The sequence below is a fragment of the Streptomyces sp. NPDC052682 genome, assembly GCF_040678435.1.
Lineage (GTDB): Bacteria > Actinomycetota > Actinomycetes > Streptomycetales > Streptomycetaceae > Streptomyces.
Window position 1 is genome coordinate 1 of record NZ_JBFATS010000024.1, and the last position, 23,825, is coordinate 23,825.

Sequence of the window (23,825 nt, forward strand, 5' to 3'; positions counted from 1 at the left end):
GGGTTGGCCCGCAGGTTGCCGGCCGCGTCACGCTGCGGGTCGAACCAGCAGTCGTCGACCACCACGTACCGGTAGCCGGCGTCCCGCATGCCGGAGGACACCATCGCGTCGGCGGCCTCGCGGACCTGCGCCTCGGTGATCCCGCACCCGAAGCTGTTCCAGCTGTTCCACCCCAGCGGAGGGGTGAGCGCGGGGCTGCCCGGTGCGGCCTCGGCGGTCGTGCCGACGGAGGCGGTGACGCTGGCGGTGACCGTCAGCGCGGCGGCGGTGACGAGACGCAGCAGGCGTCTGTGTAGGGGAACCATGGGAGGTCCTTCCTGGGAGGCAAAGCGGAAGCTGCTCTGCCTCCCTCGAGGGGCGAGTTCACGAGCTGGTGATCATGTGCGCGCCAGGTCAGCGCTGCAGGGTGAGCAAGCCCGACCGGTACGGCCTAGTTCCTCACGATGCGCCACCGGTTGTCGGCGGTGCCGTCGTCCGAGTCCTGGACTGCGAACGCACCCACAGCGGTGGAGTTGTCCGCGATGGCGAGCAACTTGCCGCTGTTCTCGTTGCGGATCTTGTAGGTTCCGTCTCCCTGGTCGACCAGCGTCCATCGGTGGTCGGCGGTGCCGTTGTCCGACCACTGCAGGACGGTCGCGCCGTCTGCCGTGGACATGCCCTGGACGCCGAGCACCTTGCCGCTGTGGGTGTTGCGGAAGCGGAACGCGGTTCCGTCGGCGATCATGTGCCAGTCGTGGTCCGCGGTGCCGTTGTCCGACCACTGCAGAGCGCGGCCGCCGTCGGCCGTGGACATGTTCTGGATGCCCAGCAGGAGACCGCTGGCCACGTTGACCAGACGGAAGGTGCCGCTGGCGTTCCAGTAGACGGTGTAGTTGTGGCCGTGCGCGTCGTAGAACGGGCCCAGGTTGACGGTGGAGCCGTTGGCGGTGGCGGTGAAGGCGAGCGAACTACTGCTGGTCCGTGTGATCGAGGACGTGTTCAGCGTCGGGAGGGAGCTGAGCGAGGAGTCACCGTAGTTGCCGGACAGGACCACCGGGCCGTAGGTGATCGCGGAGACGTTCCTGTTGTCGTTGGCCGCTCGCATGACGATCCGCATGGGCAGGCGGACGGTGACCGTGTCGCCGGAGACCCACGAGCGGCTCAGGGTGGCGTAGCTGCCGGGGTCGGTGGCGATGTTCTGCGTGACGCCGTTGACGCTGATGGTGGCCCCGCTGGTCCAGCTCGGGATGCGGATGCGCATGGCCCAGGTTCCGCTGACGTTGCCGGTGACCTGCAAGGTCGTGGTGTCACTGACGGGGTACGACGTGGTCTGGGTGAGCGTGATTCCGCGCTCCGACCAGTTGAGCACCGAGGGCACGAACAGGTTCACGATCAGCGTGTTGTCACTGCGGAAGTAAATGGAGTCCATCAGCCGGGTGTGCATCTCCAGGCCCGTGCCCTGGCAGCACCAGAAGGTGCCGTAGTCGGTGCTCCAGGTGCCGCCGCCCCACGCCGGGCCCACACCGCGTCGGCCTCCCGGGTTGAGCGGGGTGAAGTAGGTGACGTGACCGTGGTTGTCGGCCGGGTTCTGCTGGCCGATCATCTGGTTCAGCCACGCCCGCTCGTAGTAGTCGAACAGCGCGACCCGATTCGGGTCCAGCGCGAACAACTCCCGAGTGAGGTTGAGCATGTTGAAGGTGTTGCAGCTTTCGCACGTGTCCTTGTTCAGGTAGCCGGCGATGGCGTTCGGGGCGCGGAAATGCTCCGCCTGGCTGTTGCCGCCGATGGCATAGGTATGCGCGTTGACGGTGACGTTCCAGGCGTTGGTGGCGATGTCCCGGTAGCGGGTGGTGCCGGTGGCCTTGTACTCCCTCACGGCACCGATCCACTTGGGCACCTGGGTGTTGGCGTGCAGCCCGTTGAGCTGGTCCTGGCCCGACGCCAGCGGGTCGAACACCGCGGCATGGTCGAACCGCCGGGCGACGGTGAGCCACCGCGCGTCGCCGGTCTGCTGGTAGAGATCGGTCAGTACGGCGTTCATGCCGCCGAACTCGGTCTGCAGCATGGCCTGCATCTGCTGGGTGGTCAGCCGGCCGGTGCGCCAGTCGACCCATCCCGCCAGGGCGAGCAGCACGTCACGGGCCTGTGTGCTGCCGATGTGGCGCCATACGTCCAGCAGGCCGGCGAGGGTCTTGTGGATGGTGTAGTACGGCACGTTGCCGTTGCTCAGGGTCCGCTGCTCCAGCGCGGTGAAGTCGGACTCGGGGTAGCCGGAGAGATACCCGGCGTTGAAACCGGCGGCGCCGTTGTTGGCCTGGCATTTGGCCAGCTCCGCGACCATGTAGGTGGCCTTGTCCCGGCAGACGGTGTCCCCGGTCACGGCGTACAGCTGTGCCCAGGCCGTGAGGAAGTGCCCTTGCACGTGGGTACGGAAGGGGAAGTTCGGTGCGTCCCAGCCGCCGTTGGCGGCGGCGCCGTTGGTGGAGAGCCGGTGGTTGGCGCGGAAGTTGTACAGCAGGCGGTCGACATCGACGAACCGCAGATAGTTCTGCGTTCGGTTCTGGTTGTCCAGCCACCGGCTTGCGGTGAGCCGGACCTGACCGAGTTCGAAGGGGTGCGCCAAGACCCCTGTGTCGGCCCTTGCGGGAGGAACGGCTGCCTGCGCGGGAGATGCGCCCATGAAGGATCCCGTGGCAGACGCGGCGACCGTGGCCCCGGCTACCTGCAGCAGGCGCCGTCTGCTGACGAAGGAAGACATCCTGCACCTTTCGATGACGAGAGAGCGATTGCTTGGTCGTTGACACCCGGCGAGATCCCGCCTCCACCCCTCAAGGTCCCTGGCCGGTGACGCGGTGGAAGGTCCATCGCTGGTGGGAACGGCCGACGTCGCGGTACTGGATCAGCGCGACACCGTCCGCCGTACTGCTTCCTCTGACGTCGAGCACCTTGCCGCTGTTGCGGTTGACCAGGACGAACCCCCCGGCCTGCGGGCGCGGCTGCCGCTGCCGGGTCCTCCGGCCGTCGGCGGTCATCTGCACGACCGCCGCGCCGTCCGCCGTCCAGGACCCCGCCACGTCGAGCAACCTTGCCGCTGCGGACCCAGGCGATGGTGTGACAGCCGTCCCAGAGGGACTGGAAGGCCCACTGCTGGTTCGACGCGCCGGTGTCGGGCCACTCAGGATGACGGTGGCGCCGTCCGCGTTCGACGCACGGCAGACGTCGGCGACCTTGCCGCCGCGCACGCTGACGCACGTGTGGATTCCAGCCGGAGATCCGCCACAGTGAGTGCAACGGCTCCCACGGCCCGGTCGGCGACGAGGCCGACGTCATGAAGAAGCCCTCCTCGGGCGTGCTGACGTACAGCCAGTCGCCCTGTATGGAAGCGGAGGGCGCCGACCGACACGACACGGCCGTAGCTGTTCATCCGGTTCCGGTTCAACTCCGGTCCGATCCGGGTGACATCCTCGACCGCGCCGCCGAGCGAGCGCCGGTTGACCAGGTCCTTCGAGGGCGGGACGGCCATGCCGGGCAAGTACCCGAACGTGCTGGTGAGGCCGTAGTAGTCGGAGCCGGCCCGGGTGCAGTCCCAGTCGCTGAAGGCCGGTGTCCAGGCGGTGGGGTAGGGGAAGGGCTCGCGCCTGGAAAGCGCGCGGTTCGGGGCATGGGGGGTGGGTTCCTTCCGGAGGCGGGACCGCTCTCGCACCGCGAATGACCGATATTCCGAACGTAGGTCGAACTGCCGGACGGGGTTGGCGCCGAACGTAAAGGGTTTCCCGTACGGAAGTCAACGTGTGTGACAGGGCGGCTTCTTCGGTATCCGGGCGGCGCGAAATGCACCGAACGGTACTCGTCGGAAACGTTGACGGAACCACGGCCCAAACCTATCTTCTGCTCGAAGTTCCGCACGCTGTTCGTCATTTCGAATAACGCATGTCTCGTCACGGCGATCGGCCCAGCGGACTGGCCGAGCCCGGAGGAAGAGTTGAACAGAACCGTAAGAAAGCTGCTCGCCCTGCTGGGCCCGCTGCTGCTGGTCCTGCTGGGCGGCGCCGTCTTCGAGGGCACCGCCTCCGCCGCCGCCCCGCCGGCCGGGCAGGCCACGCGGTACACGATGACCGCGTTCACCAACAGCAGTGAGTCGAACCTGTATGTGTACGACTCGCCGGACGCCACCGGATTCACCCTGCAAAAAGGCCCCGCCTACACCCCGCCGTCCGGGCTGATCCGGGACCCCAGCATCTTCAAGCACACCGACGGCTACTACTACCTCACGTACACCACCAACTGGACGGGGAACACGATCGGTTTCGCCCGGAGCGCCGACCGGGTGAACTGGACGTTCCTGTACAACCACACGATCCCGATCAGCGGGCTGACCCGCACCTGGGCACCTGAGTGGTTCATCGACACCGACGGCAGCGTCAACGTCATCGTGTCCCTGACGGCGGCGAGCACCGCCACCCACTTCACCGCCTACAAGATCACGGCGACCGACGCAGCGCTGACCACCTGGTCCGCGCCCACCCAGCTGTCCGGCATCGGCCCGAACTACATCGACACCTTCATCGTCAAAGTCGGCTCCACCTACCACGCGTTCACCAAGAACGAGACGACGAAGTACATCGAGTACGCCACCGCCTCCAGCCTCACCGGCCCCTACACCCTGCGTAAGACGGGCGACTGGGCCGGCTTCGGCGACTGGGTGGAGGGTCCGGCCCTGGTCCAGCTCGACAACGGCGGCTGGCGCATCTACTACGACGGATACCGGGCCGGGAAGTACTGGTACAGCGACAGCCACGACAACTTCGCCACCTGGTCCGCGCCCACCGAGGTGCCCGGGCTGTCCGGCTTCATCCGCCACGCCACCGTGCTGAAGGAGACGGTCCCCGGCGGTGTCACCCTGCCCACCAACGCCACCAGGTCGCTGCGGTCGGTCAACTACCCCGACCGGTACGCCGTGGAACGCTCCGACAGCCTCGGCTACATCGACCCGGTGAGCACCTCCAGCAGCACCGCCGTCAAGCAGAGCGCCACCTTCACCGTCGTACCCGGCCTCGCCGACGCCAACTGCTACTCCTTCCGCGACTCCTCCGGCCGCTATCTCCGCCACTGGGACTTCCGGGTCCGCTTCGACAGCAGCAATGGCACCGACACCTTCAAGAAGGACGCCACCTACTGCGCCCGCCCGGGCAGCGCCGCCGGCTCCGTCCGCCTGGAGTCGTACAACTACCCCGGCCGCTACATCCGCCACTACGACTACGCGCTGCGCGTGGACCCCTACCAGAACACCGACACGTTCCGCGCCGACAGCTCCTTCACGGTGGTCAGCCCCTGGGCCTGACCTGTGCGCGATGTTCGCCCGGGATCTGGGCCTGTCAGGCCCAGATCCCGGGCTCGGGGTTCATCCGGCGGTCAAAGTGGTCCACTTCTGGTTGGAGCCGCCGTTGCAGTCCCACAGCACGAGCTGGGTGCCGTCGGCCGTGGAGGAGCCCGGAACATCGAGGCAGCGGCCGGAGGCGGGATTGCGGTAACCGCCGTTGTAAGGCTGCCAGACCTGGTTGGCGCCGCCGTGGCAGGCCCAGAGCTGCACCTTGGTGCCGTTGGCGGTGGCCCCGCCGGCGACGTCCAGACACTTGCCCAGGGAGCGCAGGGTGCCGTCGGTGTACGCGGACCAGTACTGGTTGGCACCCTCGCCGCAGCTCCACGTCTGGACGGCGGTCCCGTCGGCGCTGTTGGCACCGTTGACGTCCATGCACTTGCCGGCGATGCCGGACTGCACGCGGGCGGGCGCGGGGGCGGGGTTCTTCAGCCACCCGGCGCTGTCCGCGGCCTGGACAGCACGGTGGAAGGCGTCGGCCATCTTCTGGTAGCCCGCGTCGTTGGGATGCAGGGTGTCGATCAGGTCGGCCGTGGTCAGGCTGCTCATGTCGACGTAGGCGACGCGCTTGCCCGCGGACTGCGCGTCCCGCACGATCTGGGGGATCGCCTGGTTGTAGGCGGCCCGGTACTGCTCCTCGGAACCGCTGGTGGACACGACCAGGGAGGCCACGAGGACAGTTGCGTCGGGAGCTGCAGCGGTGATCTGGTTGACCAGCGATTTCAGCCGGTCGGTGGCGGTGGAGACCTGGTAGCTCTCGTTGAGGTCGTTGGTGCCGATATGCAGCGTCACGACGTTGGGCCGGTAGCGGGTCAGCGAGGCGTCGGTGAGAGCGGCGATCTGGTGGATCTTGTACCCGGAGTGGCCTTCGTTGTCGGGGTCGGACATCGAACCGCCCCGCACCGTGCCCACGAAGTCCAGCGGATGTCCGTCCGCCGCAAGCTTGTCCCACAACGGCTTCCGGTAACCGTTGCCGGTGCTGCTTCCCACACCCCAGGTTATGGAGTCGCCCAACGGCATGACCCGCAACGGCGTGTTCGAGGCGGCGGCGGCCGGGGCGGCCCCCGCGGTCGTCACCCCGAAGGTGGCGGCTACCAGGGTGATCAGGGGAAGAATCCAGGATCTTCTCATGCAGACGTCCTCTTCTGCGAGTGAGTGCTGAATCAGCGGGGGTGATCGCCGTTCGTGTCAGCAACTCGGCCGCAACGCCTTCCCTTTGGCGCAGGCGGCCGCCTGACCTACTGGCAGAACGGTCGGGTGGGGGAAACGCATACCGAGCGGGTCGGCCTGAACACGCCGCACAAGCGCACCCGTATAGATACCACGATCCGGGCTGGGACATCCCATGAATGGTCCCGCTTCTGGCCCCTCGGCGTCGGCGAGGGTCCGTAGCGACGGCCCAAGGTGCTGGGCTGGTTCGCCACCGCGGCGAAACGCCTTGCCTGCCGAGGCGGTGCGGATGGCGTGCGCCGCCGCATACGGGCTGCCGCCTCGGTGTGGACCCGCGTTCCGTCTCGCGCGTGGCGTCGAAGCCGGGGTGGTCTGCGTCGCCGCATACAGCGAAGGCGAAATCATCACTTCTTTCGGCGGTGGAAGCAGTCGGGGTTCGGTGGCGCGTGGGCACTCCCGGTTCCTGCCCCCCTGCCCAGCCGGGCCGGGGTCACTCCGCGCCAGCGGTACACCGCCCGCCGCACCTGCTCGACCCGCTCGCGGGCACTCCGTCGACGATCGCCTCGTACGTCGTACCGCACTCGGGCCAGACGACGACGCAGGGCACGCTCGCTGCTCTGCGCGATCGAGATCTCCAGCACCTCCAGCAGATCCTGCTGATCGCCCCTCGACACCGTCTGCTCGTCCAGGTGCCCAGCGGCACGATGTTTGGGTCCGGGCCGGTGGGACGTTCGATGCGTGACAGCGGTGGTGGTTCTGGTCAGCCGCCGTTCTGCTGGGCTTTGGCGTGCGCGAGGCGGTAGGAGTCGGTGCTGGTCTCGATGACGGCTCGCCGGGCCTCTTCGACCTGCGTAGGGCGCTCAGCCGGCTCGGCTACCCCCTCTTGTCGCGCATGGCGATCGACAACCGGGCAATGCGCCAAGTGTGACCCGCGTTGCCATCGTTGTTCTGATCCTGCTGACCGCTCTCACGGCTCTGGCCGCGGCGGTCGGCCTCTCGCCCGCCTGGTGGTTCGCCGCCCTTCCGCTGCTGTGCGTGGGCGTGCTGGGTGCCTGGGATCTGGTGCAGCGCCGGCACTCGGTGCTGCGCAACTATCCCGTGCTCGGCCACCTCCGCTTCCTCATGGAACGCATACGCCCCGAGCTGCAGCAGTACTTCATCGAGCGGAACTACGACGGCCGGCCCTTCGACCGGGACATCCGCACCATCGTGTACGAGCGGGCCAAGGGCACCGACGCGGAGGAGCCGTACGGCACCGAACGGGACGTGTACCAGCCCGGTCATGAGTACCTGGTCCCGTCCATGGCGCCGTGCCCGGTGCCGAAGACGCCGCCGCGCGTGCGGATCGGCGGCCCGGACTGCAGCCGGCCCTACGACATGGCGCTGCTGAACGTCTCGGCGATGAGCTTCGGTTCGCTGTCCGCCAACGCGGTCCTCGCGCTCAACGGGGGCGCTGCGGCCGGGGGGTTCGCCCAGGACACCGGTGAGGGCGGGCTGTCCGCGTACCACCTGCGTCCGGGAGGCGACCTCATCTGGGAGATCGGCACCGGCTACTTCGGCTGCCGCACCGAGGACGGCGATTTCGACGCGGACGAGTTCGCCGACAAAGCCGCTCACGATCACGTCAAATGCGTGTCGCTCAAACTGTCGCAGGGGGCCAAGCCCGGCATCGGCGGAGTCCTCCCGGGAGCCAAGGTGAACGCCGAGATCGCCCGGGTCCGGGACGTGCCCGAGGGGCGGACGGTCGTCTCACCCCCGTACCACCGGGTGTTCTCCACTCCGCGTGAACTGGTGCGCTTCATCGCGCGGATGCGCGAGCTGGCCGGTGGCAAGCCTGCCGGGTTCAAGCTGTGCGTGGGTTCGCGCCGGCAGTTCCTGGCCGTGTGCAAGGCCATGCTGGAGGAGGGCACGGCGCCGGATTTCATCGTGGTGGACGGCGCCGAGGGCGGGACCGGCGCGGCGCCGCTGGAGTTCGCCGACCATGTGGGCGCCCCCCTGACCGAGGGCCTGCACATCGTGCACAACGCCCTCGTGGGCGTGGGTCTGCGCGACCGCGTCAAGATCGGCGCCAGCGGCAAGATCGCCACCGGCACCGACCTGGTCAAACGCATGGTGCAGGGCGCCGACTACGGCAACGCCGCGCGGGCGATGATGTTCGCCGTCGGCTGCATCCAGGCACAGAGGTGCCATACGAACACCTGCCCCACCGGTGTCACGACCCAGGACCCGCGGCGTGCCCGTGCCCTCGACGTGCGTGACAAGACCGCGCGCGTGCGGCGTTTCCAGGAAGCGACCGTGGCCAGCGCGCTGCAGATCATGGCCTCGATGGGGGTCACCGACCCGGCGGACCTGCGTCCGCACATGCTCCGCAGGCGTGTCGATCCCTGCACCGACCGCTCCTACGAGGAACTGTACGAGTGGCTCGCGCCGGGACAGTTGCTCGCCGAGCCCCCGCTTGCCTGGGCGGCCGACTGGCAGGCCGCCGACCCCGACCGTTTCACCGTGTGACCTGGAGGATTGTCGTGGCCCGTACTGTTGCCCGCGTCATCGTGGACGCGTTGAGCGAGCTCGGTGTGCGTCAGGTGTTCGGCGTCGTGGGAGACGCGCTGAACCCGCTGACGGACGCCATCCGCACCACCGAGGGCCTTGAGTGGGTGGGCTGCCGGCACGAGGAGGCGGCGGCGTTCGCCGCGAGCGCCCAGTCGCAGCTCACCGGAACCCTCGGGGTGTGCATGGGCACCGTCGGACCGGGCTCGGTGCACCTCCTCAACGGGCTGTACGACGCGGCCAAGAGCCACGCCCCGGTCCTGGCGATCGCCGGGCAGGTACCGCTCGCCGAACTCGGCAGCGACTACTTCCAGGAGGTCGACAACGACGCGCTCTTCAGTGACGTGGCCGTCTTCCGCGCGACCGTCACCTCTCCCGACCAGCTGCCGCAGATGCTGGAGACCGCGGTGCGCCACGCGCTGGGCCGCAGGGGCGTCGCCGTCCTCACCGTGCCGGGCGACCTGGGCGAGCGGGAACTGACCGCCGACCGGCCGGCCCGGTTCTCCCTGAACACCCCGGTGAGCAGGCCGGACGGGCCCGCCGTCCGCCGCGCCGCGGAACTCCTCGACCGCTCCGAACGGGTCACCCTGCTCGTCGGTGAGGGTGCTCGCGCCGCCCGCGAGGACGTCCTCGCCCTCGCCGACCGCCTCGCCGCCCCCATGGTGCTCACCCTGAAGGCCAAGGCGGGCTTCGAGGGCGACACCAACCCCTTCCAGGTCGGCCAGACGGGACTGATCGGCAACCCCGCCGCCGCGTCGGCCCTCCAGGACGCGGACACCCTCCTGCTGCTCGGCACCGACTTCCCCTACCGGGACTGGTATCCCGAGGGCCGGACCGTGATCCAGGTGGACACCGAGGCCACCCACATCGGACGCCGGGTACCGGTCGACGTCGGCCTGGTGGGCGACGCCGGCGCCACCGTACGCGACCTCCTGGAGCACCTCTCCGCTCCGCCCGCCGGGTCCCCAGGCGCCCGGGACCGCTCCCACCTGGAGAAGGCACGGGAACGTTTCGAGCAGTGGCGCTCCGCTCAGGCGAGGCTCGCCGACCCCTCGCACGACAAGAGCGTCGTCGGCCGGCTCCGATCCGCGCTGGACAACCGCACCCACGACATCCGTCCCGAAGCGCTCGCCGCCGCCGTCGACCGGATCGCGGCCGATGACGCGGTGTTCACCTCCGACACGGGCATGGCCACGGTGTGGCTCTCGCGCTTCGTCGAGATGCGCGGCGAACGGCGCCTCATCGGCTCCTACAACCTCGGTTCGATGGCCAACGCCATGCCCCAGGCCCTGGGCGCCCAGTGCCTGGACCGCGAGCGTCAGGTCGTGGCGTTCTGCGGGGACGGCGGACTGAGCATGCTGCTCGGGGACCTGATGACCCTGAGGACGTACCGTCTTCCCGTCAAGCTCGTCGTCTTCGACAACCGCCGGCTGGGCATGGTCAAACTGGAACAGGAGCAGGCCGGGCTGCCCGAGTTCGGCACGGTGCTGGACAACCCCGACTTCGCCGCCGTGGCCGAGGCCATGGGCATCACCGGCATCCGGGTGACCGACCCGGCCGACGTGGAGGGCGCCGTGCGGCGGGCCTTCGACAGTCCGGGCCCGGTCCTGCTCGACGTCCTCACCAACCCGGACGAGATCGCCGTCCCGGCCAAGCCGACCGTCGAGCAGGGCTGGGGGTTCGCGGTGGCCAAGGTGAAGGAGATCGTGCGCAGCCACGGGGAGCCGGGCGCTTCTTGACCCAGGTCAGAGGCATGCCGGCCGGCGACCGGGGTAGACGCCTGCTCGCCGGACGACTGACCGGCGAGCAGGACGCTGACCGGCCGGGAGGGGCGCATGAGGACGACGACGGTGCAGACCACTGGACAGACGGTGGACGTTCCGGAGATCGCGGACCCCTGCAAGGTCGCGCCGAAGGACGCGCGGGAGCTGTCGAAGCTGTTCTTCGACCGGCTGGCGGTGCTGGAGGAGGGCACGCCCGAGTACCAGTACGCGCGGAACACGCTGATCGAGATGAACATGTCCCTGGTCCGTTTCGCGGCCGCCCGGTTCCGCAGCCGGGGGCCGGAGGAGATGGAGGACATCGTCCAGGTCGGCATGATCGGCCTCATCAAGGCCATCGACAGGTTCGAGCTGTCCCGCCAGGTGGAGTTCACCTCCTTCGCCGTGCCGTACATCGTCGGCGAGATCAAGCGGTTCTTCCGCGACACCTCCTGGGCCGTGCACGTCCCGCGCCGGTTGCAGGAGGCCCGCGTCCAGCTCGCCCGCGCCGACGAGGAACTGCGCAGCCGGCTGGGCCGGGCGCCGACGACCAAGGAGCTGTCCGAGCTGATGAGCCTGCCGGAGGACGAGGTCGTCGAAGCCCGGCTGGCGTCCAACGGCTACCGGTCGGCCTCCCTGGACGCGGCGATCAGCGGCAGCGAGGACGGTGAGGCGGCACTGGCGGACTTCATCGGCGACGAGGACGCCGCCCTCGGCCTGGTCGAGGACTTCCACGCCCTCGCCCCGATGATCGCCGAACTCGCCCCCCGCGACCGCACGATCCTCCACCTGCGCTTCGTGGAGGAACTGACGCAGGCCCAGATCGGCGAACGCCTCGGCGTCTCCCAGATGCAGGTCTCCCGGCTCATCTCCCGTCTCCTGGCCCGCCTGCGCGAAGGCATGCTCGGTACCGCCTGACATCAGCGTGGCGCGGACGGCGAACGGGCCCGCTCCTCGCCCGTGGCAGGGATCACACGCCACGAGGTGAGTGTCCGAGGGGGCCCGTTTCCGTATCACCGCATGACGACCGCGTGTCCGGATGCGAGGATGAAGCGCCATGTCTGCCGGGTGGGGTTCTCGCGCGTTACGGGCCGCGGTGTTCGCGGCCGTGTGCGTGCTGCTCGCCGCCCTGGGGCACGTCATGATGTCCGGCAGCCATGTGGGGGCTTTGACCCTGGCCGCCGCGGCCGCCGGGACGGGACTCGCCGGATGGTGCCTGGCCGGCCGTGAGCGCGGTGGCGCCTCGATCGTGTCGGCCGTGGTCGGCCTCCAGACGGCCCTGCACTCCCTGTTCGCCCACGCCCCGGGGCATGCCGGAACCTCCCCGGGCCCAGACGCCGTACACCACACCATGGACGCCGCGCACAGGGGCATGGCCCCCATGGGCGCCATGGAGCACACCGGGCACGCGATGAACGGCGGCACATGGTCGTCCGGGATGCTCGCCGCCCACCTGCTGGCCGCACTGCTGTGCGGCCTGTGGCTCGCGCACGGGGAACGCGCGGCCTTCCGGATCCTGCGCGCGGTGGCCGGATGGCTGGCCGCGCCGCTGCGGCTGCCGCTCGCCCTGCCCGCCCCGCCGCACCGTCCGCGCATCCGCCCACGCCGCCGCCGTGACGACCGGTCACCGCGGCGGCTCCTGCTCGTCCACGTCCTCACCTCCCGGGGCCCGCCCAGGGGGAGCGCTGTCGCCTGACGACAGCCGGTATCCCGAGGCGGCCCGTGCGCCCCTCGGGCACCTGCCGCAGGCCCGCGCCCGCGGCAGGACTCCCTCTTCACCGGACCGCCCACGGCTGCGCGCGCATGCCGAGGCGGCGGTTCCGCGGACCCGAGAAGGACAACCACGTGATCACTTCCGCCTGGCCGGACGAGTCGGTGACGGCGTGGGCGCTCGCCGCCCGCGGTGGCGACCCGGACGCCGTCGAACGGTTCGTCCGAGCCCTGCACCGCGACGTCCGGCGCTATGTCACCCACCTGAGCGCCGACCCGCAGGCCGCCGACGACCTGGCCCAGGACACGTTCCTGCGCGCCCTGGGCAGCCTGCACCGCTTCGAAGGACGCTCCTCCGCCCGCTCCTGGCTGCTGTCCATCGCCCGCCGCTCGGTCTGCGACAGCCTGCGTCACGCCGCGGCCCGGCCCCGCCTGGCCGACCGGGCGGACTGGCGCGTGGCCGCCGAACTCGCCCAGCCGCACGGCCTGCCCGGCTTCGACGACGGCATAGCCCTGCTCGACCTGCTCGCCGCCCTGCCCGGCGAACGCCGCGAGGCGTTCGTCCTCACCCAGCTGCTGGGACTGCCGTACGCGGAGGCCGCCGAGGTCAGCGGCTGTCCCGTCGGGACGGTCCGCTCCCGCGTGGCCCGCGCCCGGGCGACCCTCGTGGACCTGCTCGCCGCCGCCGAGGCCCAGGCCTGCGCAGCCGCGCCGGCAGCGAGGCCCGCGGCATGAGGCAGGACCTCAGCCACCCGTCGGGCACCCACCCGAACGGCACCCGACTGATCGCCATCCACCCGTTCAGCACACCGACACCGCACCGAGGGGAACCCACCATGCACCGCCCGACCCGTCCCACCCCGGCACGCGGCGCGCGCCGCCTCGGCGTCCTCACGGCAGTCGCGTTCGCGGCCCTCCTCACCACCGCGGGGCCGGCCGCGGCGCACACCGAGGTCGAGGCGGACGGCGCCCGAGCCCTCGGCCAGTACGTCGAACTGACCTTCACCGCCGAGTCCGAGTCCGCCTCCGCGGGGATCAGCGAACTGGAGGTGATCCTGCCCCAGGGCCTCACCCCGAAGGACATCACCTACGAGGAAGGCCCCAAGGGCTGGAAGCTCGCCCCCACCGGCCGCGGCTACACCGTGTCCGGGCCGAAGCTGGCCGTGGGGGAGGACGCCGAGTACGTCGTGACCGTACGGCAGTTGCCCGACACCGAGGAGCTGGTGTTCAAGACCCTGCAGACCTACAGCGACGGTCAGGTCGACCGCTGGATCGAACTCGAGGAGGAGGCCGACGAGCACGGGCACGGCCACGGTCACCCCGCACCCCGCTTGAAGCTGGAGCCCGCCGCGCCCGGCGCGAAGCCCGTGAGCCCCGGCCCCGCGCAGGAGTCCGCGACCACCACGGCGTCGCCGAGCGCCGGCGCCGCCGGAACCGGGGAGCCGACGCAGCGGTCGGCGCGACCCGCCGCGGACAGCGCGGAGGGGGACGACGGCATGCCCCTGGCCGTACCCCTCGGCATCGGGGCGAGTGTGCTCGCCCTGGGCGGCGGAGCGTGGTGGCTCAGGACCCGCCGCGGCGGAACGGCCTGACGCGGGGTCGCGGCCGGGTCCGGTGACGGACCCGGCTACGGCACCCGCTAGTGAGCCTGCTGCCCCGGGCCGGGAGTGGAGTCGTCGGTCGGCGGGAGCGTTTCTCCCTTGACGATCCGGGGCGGGGCGTCCGTTCCGGACCGTGGCTCCTCCTCCTTCATCGCACGCGCCTCCGCTTTGAGGATCCGGGCCGACTTGCCGGCCGAGCGGGCCAGTTCGGGGCCCTTCTTGGCGACGAGGACGGCTATGACGACGACGAGGATGACGGCGAGTTCGCTCAGTCCGAACATGGGTGTCCTGCTCTCTCTCCTGCGCGTCCCGGGCCGGGACGGCGTGCGCGTGGCGGTCGGGTGGTGGCGGCTGCGGTGAGCTCCACGGCAGCCTCGCACAGGGACGGATCCTCCCGCAGGTACCGGCGCAGACGGGCCAGTACGCCCCGCTCGAGGAGGGCCTGCTGCCAGGCCGGCCGCGCCGGCTGCCGGGAGTCCGCGGGTCATCCCGCCGTCGGCTGCATCAGGCGGGCCAGCAGGTCGTCCAGGGTGACCATGCCGGTGAGGCGGCCGCTGTCGTCGTGGACGACGGCGAGGGAGGAACGGCGGCGGCGCAGCAGGTCGATCGCGTCGGCGACCGTGGTGGTCTCCGTCAGCACGGGCACCGGGCGGGCCAGGTCGCGCGCGGTGCCGGCCCGGCCCCGGGACCGGGCGACCAGGGCGTCCCGCGCGTGCACCGAGCCGAGCACGGTGCCGTGCTCCCGGACCAGCAGGCGGGTGCGGTCGTTGGCGGCCGCCACCCGCAGCAGCTCCTCGACGTCCGCGCCACCGTCCACCGAGGTGATCTCCGCGGCCGGGATCCGCAGATCCCGGACCGGCGTCTCCGGCTCGGTCAGCGAACGCGTGAGCAGCTCCGAGTCCACGGCGCTGATCAGCCCCAGCCGCTCCGACTCCGACACCAGGTGCGCGAGCTGCTCCCGGTTGTGCACCGAGGCCAGCTCGTCGCGCGGGGCGACACGGCACAGCCGCACCAGGGCGTTGCTCACCGTGTTCAGCACCCCGATCAACGGGCGTACGACCCTCACCACGGCCCGGAAGGGCGGCGCCAGGAGCATCGCCGAACGCTCCGGGTGGGCGATCGCCCACGACTTGGGGGCCATCTCGCCGACCACCATGTGCAGGAACACCACGACGATCATCGCCACCGCGAACGCGACGCCGTAGCTGAGCGCGGCGGGCAGGCCCAGCCTGTGCAGCAGCGGGTCGAGCTCGTGGGAGATGGCGGGCTTGGACACCGAGCCCAGGCCCAGCGTGCACACGGTGATGCCCAGCTGGGCGCCGGCCAGCATCAGCGACAGCTCGCGCATGCCGGCCAGGGCGGCCTGGGCGCCACGCCGGCCCTCGGCCGCCGCCTTCTCCATGCGGTGCCGCTTGGCCGCGACCAGGGCGAACTCGGCCGCGACGAAGAAGCCGCTGCCGATCAGCAGCAGGACGGTCGCGAACAGCGCCATCGGGAAACTCACGCGGGCTCCTCCACCCTCTCGTCCGCCGCCGGGCTGATCCGTACGCGGTCCGCCACGTGCCGGTCCAGCCTGCGCACCTCGATCACCGCGCGGCCGCCGCCGGACAGCTCGACGGTGACCCGGTCGCCGACCGTGGGGAAGCGGCCCAGCCGGTCCACGACGAGGCCGGCCACGGTGTCGTAGCCGTCCTCCTCCGGCAGCTCCACGCCGGTCGCCTCGGCCACCTCGTCCAGGCGGCGGCCGGCGTCCACCAGCCAGCCGTCGCCGTCCGCGACGGCGAGCTCGGTGACGGTGTCGGACTCGTCCGCGATGTCACCGACGAGTTCCTCGGCGATGTCCTCGTACGTCACGATGCCCGCCACACCCCCGTGCTCGTCGAGGACGACGGCGAACTCGTCGTCCTGCTCGCGCATCCGCGCGACCGCGTCCGGCAGGGGCAGCGTGTCCGGCAGCAGCAGGGGCCGCCGGGCCAGCGCGCCCGCGGTGGTGCCGGTGAGCCGGCCGGCGGGCAGCGCCATCAGCTCACGTACGCCGAGCACGCCCGCGAGGTCGTCGGGGTGGTCGCCGAGGACGGGGTAGTTCGAGTGGCCGTGCGCGGCGATCAGACCGACCGCCTCGTCGGCGCTCGCGTCGCTGCGGACGAAGACGGCGTCGGCGCGCGGCACCATCACCTCGTCCAGGGTGCGCTCGGAGAACTCCAGCGCGTGGTCCAGCAGCGCCGCGGTGTCCTTCGGCAGGGCGCCCTGCTCGTGGGACTCGCCGATCAGGTGGCCCAGCTCCTCCAGGGTGGCGCCGTGGTGCAGTTCCTCGACCGGTTCGATGCCGGCCCTGCGCAGCAGACGGTCGGCGGCGCCGTCGAAGACCCGCACCACGGGGCCGGCGACCTTCAGGTACGCCAGTGTGGAGCCGGCGAGGGCCTTGGCGAGGCGTTCCGGTACGGCGATCGCCAGGTTCTTCGGGGCGAGCTCGCCGAGCACCATCTGCACGACGGTGGCCAGGACGAACGCGAGGGTGACGGAGACGCCGGTGACGGCGCCGTCGGGGATGCCGAGGCCGGACAGGGCGGGCTTCAGCAGCGCGGACACCGATGGTTCGGCGAGGAAGCCGACGATCAGGCCGGTGACGGTGATGCCGAGCTGGGCGCCCGAGAGCATGAACGACAGCCGCTCCAGGACGCGCAGGGCGCGGGCGGCCTTGCGGTCTCCGGCCTCGGCCTCGCGGGCGAGGGTGAGGCGGTCGGCGGAGACGTAGGCGAACTCCTGGGCCACGAAGTAGCCGGTGCCGGCGGTCAGCACGAACACGGCGAGCAGGCCCGGCAGGGCTGCGGCGGCACTCATCGAACACCACCCCGCCGTGTGCCGCGATCAGCTGTTCCCGGGCGGGATGGTCGGGGACTGTGCCCCGGGGGGTCCGTCGGTCTGGCGGACAAGGACGTGCTCCTTCGTCGGGTGTGCGTCCGGAACAACGCGTGGGAGGCGGCTCGTGTTCCCGGAAGCGGTGGACAGCACACCTGGGGCGACCCGGGCTCCCGCGCCGGATCCGGCATCAGCGCGCGCGGCGCCTCCCGCCGGGCCGGCCCCACGAGGGCGGCGGCCTGAGGCGGGCGCGGTTCAGCGCAGGCGCCGCACCTGCCGCTGCACGTCCGTGCTCGACAACGTCTGCGGCCCGCCCGTGAACGCCCGCAACCGGATGCGCACACTCGGGCGGGGAATCGCGAACCGCCCGGAGAACGGGCGCAGTTCGTAGCGGGCCGTGGCGTGGGCGGGCAGGGTCCTCGGGCCCCGCACGATCGACCAGTACGGGTCCATGCCCTGGCCCGTGGTGAGGGTGAAGTGCGGGGTCAGCGGGGTGCCGGCGGTGTTGGTGACCCGGACGGTGAGACGGGAGACCGTCGTGGGGGTGGCGTGCCGCACCGCCGTGACCCGCATGCGCAGCGGCGGACCGCCCGTCGCCGCCGCGGCCGCGCTCACCAGGGCCGGAGTGAGCAGCAGCACCGCCACCGCGATCCGCGCCGGGCGGCGGCGCACCCCGGACAGGGCCCGAAGGCGCGGCTGCCACGCCGTGCGGAACTCGGCCGCCGGAGCGGTCACCGCCGCCGCGAGCCACAGGGGCGTCATCATCAGGTAGTAGCCGTCCTGCGACCGGGTCGCCAGGAAGAAGGCGCACCAGGGCAGTACGGTCGCGGCCGGCCCCAGCCGCCGTACGAACAGCACGAACAGCACGAGCAGGCCCGCGGCCAGCAGCACGGCGGCGCGGGAGTACCAGTCGAGCCGGTCGCTGCCGTCGGTCAGGTACAGCGACACGCCCACCAGGCCCTGCCCGTGCAGCACTGCGCCCTGCGTCAGCGGCAGCGCGATCCCCGAGAGCCAGCGCCCCGGCTCGGTCACGGCGAAGTACGCGTCGATCAGCAACCACACCCCGGCCGCGGCCCCCGCGAACCGCAGCAGGACCCGGGCCGCCGCCCGGCCGCCCAGCTCACCGCGCCGCACCGCGTACATGCCGGCCAGCAGGAAAGGCGCCAGGAACCACGGCAGTTGCTGCGCCGCGCACGCCGCGCCCAGGCAGACCGCCCGGGCCAGCCCCGCCGCGCCGAGCCGGCCGCCCGCCCCGATCCCCGGCCAGCGCACCACCACCGGGATCAGCAGGGCCATCGCCAGGATCGCCGGGTAGCCGAGCCGGCCGTACGAGGGCAGCATGCCGAAGCCGAGGCACACCATCGTCGCCGCCGGGCGCCACGGCACCGGCAGCATCCGCCACAGCACCACTGCGCCGGTGAGCAGCGCGCCCGTGCTCAGCGCGGTCGCGGGAGCACCGCCGTGCCCCAGCCACAGCAGTGGCGCGGCCAGCAGGGGGGCCAGGGGCGGATAACCGTACGTGTAGTCGTAGCCGCCGTAGATGGTGGGGGTGCGCGCCACATGAGGGCCGAAGAGCCAGGGCCAGGGCTGCCCGTAGACCGGGTGGCCCGCGACGAGCTCCCGGGCGGCCTGGGTGGTCAGATCGGCCTCGTCGGAGCCGCCGTGCAGCATCACCCATGCGCACACGGCGAGGGTCAGCGCCGTCGCCAGCACGCACCCGTCGAGGCGGGCCAGCGACCGTGTCCGGCGGACGACCAGCGTGAGGACCCCGCAGACGAGGATCGAGGCGTAACACACCGAGATCACCGCGGCCACGGCCGGGCGGTGGCCGGCCGCCTGCGTCCACACCGCGCGCGTCCCGATCAGGCAACTGATGTCGGCGAGCAGGGTCAGGACACGGTGCCACTGCGCGGGGGCCTGCGGGGCGGGCGCCGTCGGCTGCACCTGCCGGCCGCCGGTTGCCACCAGCGTGGTTTCTGCCGAGTACACACGGTCGGACGCTAGTGAGCGCCGGTGAGCCGCCGGCGGGTGGAGGGGCAGAGTCCGGTGTGAGCGCGGTAAGAGTCCCGCTCCGCCGCACGTCTCAGTACACGTCCCGCACGTACCGCTTGTCCGCCGCCAGCTGCTTCACGTACGCCGCCGCCTCCGGCTCGCTCAGACCGCCGTGCGCGACCGCGATGTCCCGCAGGGCCCGGTCCACGTCCTTCGCCATGCGGGAGGCGTCGCCGCAGACGTAGAAACGGGCGCCGTCCTGCAGCCAGTGCCACAGCTCCGGCCCGTGCTCGCGCATCCGGTCCTGCACGTACACCTTGGCGCGCTGGTCGCGGGAGAACGCGGTGTCCAGCCGGGTCAGGACGCCCGCGTCGAGCAGTTCCGTCAGCTCCTCCTCGTAGTAGAAGTCGGTCGCCCGGTGCTGCTCGCCGAAGAACAGCCAGTTGGGGGCGCGATGGCCGAGCGCCCGCCGCTCCTGGAGGAAGCCGAGGAACGGAGCCACCCCGGTGCCCGGGCCGACCATGATCATCGGTGTGCCGGCGTCGGCCGGGGGCCGGAAGTGCGGGGAGCGCTGCACGAACACCGGTACCCCGGTGCCCGGTTCGGCGTCCGCGAGGAAGGGCGAGCAGACACCGCCGCGCGGCCTGCCGTGCAGGTTCTCCCAGCGCACCACCGACACCGTCAGCGACACCCGGTGCGGGTCGACCAGCGGGCTGGAGGAGATGGAGTACAGGCGCGGCTGAAGCCTCTTGAGCACCCCGGCCCACTCCCCGGCACCGGCCCGCACCCCGTACTCGGCGACCACGTCCACGGCCTGCCGTCCCCAGCTCCACCGCGCCAGCCCGTCCTTGTTGTCGGGCCGCAGCAGTCTGCGCACCTCGTGGTCGTCCCGGATCCGCTCGGCGACGAACCGCAGCAGGTCGGGGGTGATCCTGGTGATGTCGAGGTGCCGGTGCAGTGCCTCGCCGAAGGGGACCTCGCCGACGCCGGCCACCTCCACGGCCGTCGAGGCGTCCAGGCCGGTCACCGCCAGCCACTCCTCCACCAGCGCGGGCGCGTTGACGGGCCGCACGCCGAGCGCGTCCCCTGCCTCGTACGTCAGGTCCGTGCCGGTCGTGTCGAAGGTGAACCGCCGCACCTCCTTGCCCGCGCCGGGCAGGCTGAGCAGCCGGTTGCCGACCAGACGGGCGGTGGTGGCCGCGGGCTTCGCCTTCCTGGCCTCGCGCGCCGGCCGCTGCCCGGCCGGGCTGCCGCCCAGCGCCGTCAGCACCTGCTCCAGCCAGGCCCCGGCGGACGGCTCGTAGTCCGGCTCGCAGTCCGTGCGCGGCGCCAGCCGCACCCCGCCCAGCTCGTCGAGCCGCGCGTCCAGCCGCCGCCCGTGCCCGCAGAAGTCGTCGTACGAGGAGTCCCCGAGGGCCAGCACCGCGTACCGCACGCCGTCCAGCCGCGGGGCCTGCTCGCCGGAGAGGGCGTCCCAGAAGCCGGCGCCGTTGTCGGGGGCGTCACCGTCGCCGAAGGTGCTGGTGATGAAGAGCAGATCGGAACTGCGGGCCAGGGCGCCGACGTCGGCCTCGTCCATGCCGACCAGCCGCGCCCGGTGCCCGGCCGCGCCCAGCCGCTCGGCGGCGGCCACGGCGAACTCCTCGGCGTTGCCGGTCTGCGAGGCCCACAGCACGACGACCTCGCGGCCGGACCGCTCCGGCCGTGCGACGGGTTCGGCGCGCGAGTACATCCCGGCGAGCACGCCGTTGACCCACAGCGCGTGCTCCGGGGAGAACGGCGCGTCCGGCGGCAGCACCGGCACGCCCGGGGCGCCCGAGCCGAGCCCGGCGAGGAAACCGGTCAGGTACTGGCGTTCCTGCGCGGACAGCACCGGGGGAGGGGAGGGTTCCAGACCGAAGGGGCCTGCGGAACCCGGGGTCACGGCCGTCGGCGCCAGGGCCCCGGCGGGCTCGGCGGGCTCGGCGGGCTCGGACCGGGCGGGAGCCGCCACCTTCGCCAGCGACACCGCGCACACCTTGAACTCCGGCTGGAACGACACCGGGTCCACCGCGTCGCTCGTCACGGCGTTGATGCTCAGGTACTCGCCGAACAGGTCGTTCCAGTGGAACGGCGCGAAACAGCACCCCGGCCGCACCCGGTCCGTGACCACCGCGGGCAGCACGGCCCGCCCGCGCCGCGAGGCCACCTCCACCAGATCGCCCTGCGCGAGCCCCAGCGCGGCAGCGTCCCGCGGATGCACCTCCACGAACGGCCCGGGGTTCAGCTTGTTCAGCTTGGCGACCTTGCCCGTCTTGGTCAGCGTGTGCCACTGGTGCTGCACCCGGCCGGTGTTCAGCACGAACGGGTAGTCGTCGTCGGGCATCTCGGCCGCGGGCAGATGCGGCCGGGCGAAGAAGGCGGCACGCCCGGACGCCGTCGGGAACCGCAGCCCGCCCGGGCCCACGTACCGGACCGGGTTGCGCTCCGACCCGTCCTCGGTCGCGGCCGGCCACTGCACGGGCGTCTCGCGCAGCCGCTCGTACGTCACCCCGCGCAGGTCCCACCCGGTCGCCGGGTTCCAGAACCGGCGGATCTCCTCGAAGACCTGCTCGGCACTGTCGTAGGAGAAGCCCTTCTCGAAGCCCATCGCGCAGGCGACCTCGGCGATGATCCGCCAGTCGGGCAGGGCCTCCCCGGGCGGGTCCACGGCGGCCTGAGTGAGCGTCAGATTCCGCTCGCTGTTGACGAAGACGCCCTCCGCCTCCGCCCACAGCGCGCCCGGCAGCACCACATCCGCGTACGCGTTGGTCTCCGTCTCGGCGAACACGTCCTGCGTGACGACGAACTCGGCCGCCTCCAGGCCCTCGATGACGGTACGGCGGTTGGCCACGGACGCGACCGGGTTGGTGCAGATGATCCAGCAGGCCTTGATCTCGCCGTCGGCCATCTTCCGGAACATCTCGACCGTGCCCCTGCCGACGCCGTCCGCGCGCAGGGTGCCCGGCGGCAGCTCCCACACCTCCTCGGCGAACGCCCGCTCCTCGGCCACGAGAACGGACCGCTGGCCCGGCAGCCCCGGTCCCATGTAGCCCATCTCGCGGCCGCCCATGGCGTTGGGCTGGCCGGTCAGGGAGAACGGCCCGGCGCCCGGGCGGCAGACGGCTCCCGTCGCCAGATGCAGGTTGACCAGGGCGTTGGTGTTCCAGGTGCCGTGCGTGGACTGGTTGAGGCCCATGGTCCAGCAGCTCATCCACCGCGTGCCCGCCTCGCCGATGATCCGGGCCGCCTCCCGCAGGTCGTCCTCGGCGAGCCCGGTGATCCGCGCGACCGCCGCCGGCGGGTAGTCGGCGAGGAACCCGGGCAGTGCCTCCCAGCCCTCGGTGTGCGCGGCGATGAACTCCGCGTCGGTGTGCCCGTTCGCGTGCAGCAGGTGGAGCAGACCGTTGAGCAGCGCGAGATCGGTGCCCGGCTCGATCTGCAGGAACAGGTCGGCCTTGGCGGCGGTGGCGGTGCGGCGCGGATCGACGACGATCAGCCTGGCGCCCGCCTTGACCCGCTCCATCATCCGCAGGAACAGGATCGGGTGGCAGTCGGCCATGTTCGACCCGATCACCAGGAAGGCGTCCGCCTGGTCGAAGTCCTCGTACGACCCCGGCGGCCCGTCCGCGCCCAGCGACAGCTTGTAGCCCGTGCCCGCGCTCGCCATGCACAGCCGCGAGTTCGACTCGATCTGGTTCGTCCGCACGAACCCCTTGGCCAGCTTGTTCGCCAGGTACTGCGCCTCCAGGCCCAGCTGCCCGGAGACGTAGAAGGCGACCGCGTCCGGCCCGTGCGCGTCGATGATCGCCCGCAGCCGTGCGGCCGTCTCGGCGATCGCGTCGGCCACCGGGGCCGGCACCGGCTCCGCGCCCCGGTCGTCGCGCACCAGCGCCGTGGTCAGCCGGCCGGGCGCGGCCAGCATCTCGGCGGTCGTCGCGCCCTTGGTGCACAGCCGCCCCGCGTTCGCCGGGTGCGCCTTGTCGCCGGACGCCTTCAGCACCGTGCGCCGCCCGTCCGGCCCCCGGCCGACGTCCAGCACGAGGCCGCAGCCCACCCCGCAGTACGAGCAGACGGTCCGTACCTGCTGCGTGTCCTGCCGGGTCCGCGGGGGCGTGGTCATGCCCTCGACGGTACGAATCGCCCGTTACGCCACTGTCACACGGCCTGATCATGAGGGGTTACGCCCGTCACACAGCCGGGGCCGGGCCGGTGTGAGGTGCATCGAGTTGGCGGAACGTGTCGCTGTTGGGCCGAACGGGTGACGATGCGCAAGAATTGCCCGATGCAGACAGCCAGTGCGACCCAGGACGGAGCATGCCGGTGAACAGCCACGATGTCACCGACGAACAGTGGGAGGGGCTCGCCCAGGTCGTGCCGCTGCGGGGCCGGGACGCCTGGCCGTCCGCGGTGAACCACCGGGCGATGCCCGAGGCCGAGACGGAGGCGCGGCGCCGTTTCGTGGTGCTGCGCGTGAACGTGTTCGCGGACGCCCGGGAGGTCGCCGAGACGCTGATGGCGGGCGTGCCGGTGCTGCTCGACCTGACGGGCGCGGAGACGGAGGTCGCCAAGCGCGTCCTGGACTTCAGCACCGGGGTCGTCTTCGGCCTGGCCAGCGGGATGCACCGCGTGGACCGCAACGTCTTCCTGCTCACCCCGGCCGGCACGGAGGTGACCGGCCTCATGGAGCAGGCCGGGGTACCCGGGGTGTGAGACGCCTCTGGACGCCGGTCCAGCAGGGCGGGTCGCCCGATCGTAGGAAGCCCGGAGCAGCGGAACGGTTCACCGCACGACACGGTCCCTAGCGTCCGC

Annotated in this window: 16 protein-coding genes and 2 pseudogenes; 8 read left to right on the plus strand and 10 right to left on the minus strand. The window is 71.6% G+C overall.

Features of this window, described 5'->3' with window-relative positions:
* From AB0K80_RS29740 to AB0K80_RS29750, 3 genes and pseudogenes are all read right to left on the minus strand, one after another.
* Window positions 1-305 (minus strand): annotated as a pseudogene (locus AB0K80_RS29740) (alpha-galactosidase); the annotation flags it as partial.
* Window positions 306-430: 125 nt separating this feature from the next.
* Window positions 431-2,737, minus strand: coding sequence for a beta-L-arabinofuranosidase domain-containing protein (locus AB0K80_RS29745; RefSeq protein WP_365674953.1), 2,307 nt, complete (start codon window positions 2,735-2,737; stop codon window positions 431-433).
* A gap of 70 nt (window positions 2,738-2,807) precedes the next feature.
* Complete coding sequence (locus tag AB0K80_RS29750) at window positions 2,808-3,053, minus strand: RICIN domain-containing protein (RefSeq protein ID WP_365674955.1); 246 nt, start codon at window positions 3,051-3,053, stop codon at window positions 2,808-2,810.
* Window positions 3,054-3,961: 908 nt separating this feature from the next.
* Between AB0K80_RS29750 and AB0K80_RS29755 the strand changes: the two genes are divergently transcribed.
* Entirely contained in the window at window positions 3,962-5,320 is a 1,359-nt protein-coding gene (locus AB0K80_RS29755; protein WP_365674957.1) for a glycoside hydrolase family 43 protein, read from the plus strand.
* A 60-nt stretch (window positions 5,321-5,380) separates the two neighbouring features.
* On the opposite strand, the gene AB0K80_RS29760 is transcribed toward AB0K80_RS29755, so the two are convergent.
* Together AB0K80_RS29760 and AB0K80_RS29765 are read right to left on the minus strand one after the other, a co-directional pair.
* On the minus strand, window positions 5,381-6,487 hold the full coding sequence (locus tag AB0K80_RS29760) for a ricin-type beta-trefoil lectin domain protein (protein ID WP_365674958.1): 1,107 nt from the start codon (window positions 6,485-6,487) through the stop codon (window positions 5,381-5,383).
* 515 nt (window positions 6,488-7,002) lie between these two features.
* A pseudogene (locus AB0K80_RS29765) lies at window positions 7,003-7,215 on the minus strand (AraC family transcriptional regulator); the annotation flags it as partial.
* Window positions 7,216-7,450: 235 nt separating this feature from the next.
* On the opposite strand from AB0K80_RS29765, the gene AB0K80_RS29770 reads away from it, so the two are divergent.
* The 6 genes from AB0K80_RS29770 to AB0K80_RS29795 all read left to right on the plus strand — a co-directional run bounded on the left by AB0K80_RS29770 (window position 7,451) and on the right by AB0K80_RS29795 (window position 14,135).
* The gene (locus AB0K80_RS29770) at window positions 7,451-9,034 is read left to right on the plus strand and encodes an FMN-binding glutamate synthase family protein (RefSeq protein ID WP_365674960.1); all 1,584 of its coding nucleotides are present in this window, start codon (window positions 7,451-7,453) and stop codon (window positions 9,032-9,034) included.
* A gap of 14 nt (window positions 9,035-9,048) precedes the next feature.
* Complete coding sequence (locus tag AB0K80_RS29775; RefSeq protein WP_365674962.1) at window positions 9,049-10,812, plus strand: thiamine pyrophosphate-dependent enzyme; 1,764 nt, start codon at window positions 9,049-9,051, stop codon at window positions 10,810-10,812.
* Between the two features lie 96 nt (window positions 10,813-10,908).
* The gene (locus AB0K80_RS29780) at window positions 10,909-11,751 is read left to right on the plus strand and encodes an RNA polymerase sigma factor SigF (protein ID WP_365674964.1); all 843 of its coding nucleotides are present in this window, start codon (window positions 10,909-10,911) and stop codon (window positions 11,749-11,751) included.
* Window positions 11,752-11,890: 139 nt separating this feature from the next.
* Window positions 11,891-12,529 carry a hypothetical protein gene (locus AB0K80_RS29785; RefSeq protein WP_365674966.1) on the plus strand — a complete coding sequence of 213 codons (639 nt, stop codon included), beginning with the start codon at window positions 11,891-11,893 and terminating at the stop codon, window positions 12,527-12,529.
* A 149-nt stretch (window positions 12,530-12,678) separates the two neighbouring features.
* Window positions 12,679-13,278, plus strand: coding sequence for a sigma-70 family RNA polymerase sigma factor (locus AB0K80_RS29790; protein WP_365674968.1), 600 nt, complete (start codon window positions 12,679-12,681; stop codon window positions 13,276-13,278).
* 101 nt (window positions 13,279-13,379) lie between these two features.
* On the plus strand, window positions 13,380-14,135 hold the full coding sequence (locus tag AB0K80_RS29795) for a DUF1775 domain-containing protein (RefSeq protein WP_365675086.1): 756 nt from the start codon (window positions 13,380-13,382) through the stop codon (window positions 14,133-14,135).
* Between the two features lie 47 nt (window positions 14,136-14,182).
* Here AB0K80_RS29795 and AB0K80_RS29800 read toward each other — a convergent pair whose 3' ends face one another.
* The 5 genes from AB0K80_RS29800 to AB0K80_RS29820 all read right to left on the minus strand — a co-directional run bounded on the left by AB0K80_RS29800 (window position 14,183) and on the right by AB0K80_RS29820 (window position 23,136).
* Entirely contained in the window at window positions 14,183-14,425 is a 243-nt protein-coding gene (locus tag AB0K80_RS29800; RefSeq protein WP_365674970.1) for a twin-arginine translocase TatA/TatE family subunit, read from the minus strand.
* Window positions 14,426-14,628: 203 nt separating this feature from the next.
* On the minus strand, window positions 14,629-15,648 hold the full coding sequence (locus AB0K80_RS29805) for a hemolysin family protein (protein WP_365674972.1): 1,020 nt from the start codon (window positions 15,646-15,648) through the stop codon (window positions 14,629-14,631).
* The gene (locus AB0K80_RS29810; protein ID WP_365674974.1) at window positions 15,645-16,985 is read right to left on the minus strand and encodes a hemolysin family protein; all 1,341 of its coding nucleotides are present in this window, start codon (window positions 16,983-16,985) and stop codon (window positions 15,645-15,647) included. The genes AB0K80_RS29805 and AB0K80_RS29810 overlap by 4 nt, the downstream gene beginning before the upstream one ends.
* A gap of 273 nt (window positions 16,986-17,258) precedes the next feature.
* Window positions 17,259-18,947 carry a hypothetical protein gene (locus AB0K80_RS29815; RefSeq protein ID WP_365675087.1) on the minus strand — a complete coding sequence of 563 codons (1,689 nt, stop codon included), beginning with the start codon at window positions 18,945-18,947 and terminating at the stop codon, window positions 17,259-17,261.
* Between the two features lie 139 nt (window positions 18,948-19,086).
* Window positions 19,087-23,136 carry a bifunctional nitrate reductase/sulfite reductase flavoprotein subunit alpha gene (locus tag AB0K80_RS29820; RefSeq protein WP_365674976.1) on the minus strand — a complete coding sequence of 1,350 codons (4,050 nt, stop codon included), beginning with the start codon at window positions 23,134-23,136 and terminating at the stop codon, window positions 19,087-19,089.
* Between the two features lie 194 nt (window positions 23,137-23,330).
* On the opposite strand from AB0K80_RS29820, the gene AB0K80_RS29825 reads away from it, so the two are divergent.
* Window positions 23,331-23,726 carry a cell division protein SepF gene (locus AB0K80_RS29825; protein ID WP_365674978.1) on the plus strand — a complete coding sequence of 132 codons (396 nt, stop codon included), beginning with the start codon at window positions 23,331-23,333 and terminating at the stop codon, window positions 23,724-23,726.
* Window positions 23,727-23,825: the final 99 nt, after the last annotated feature.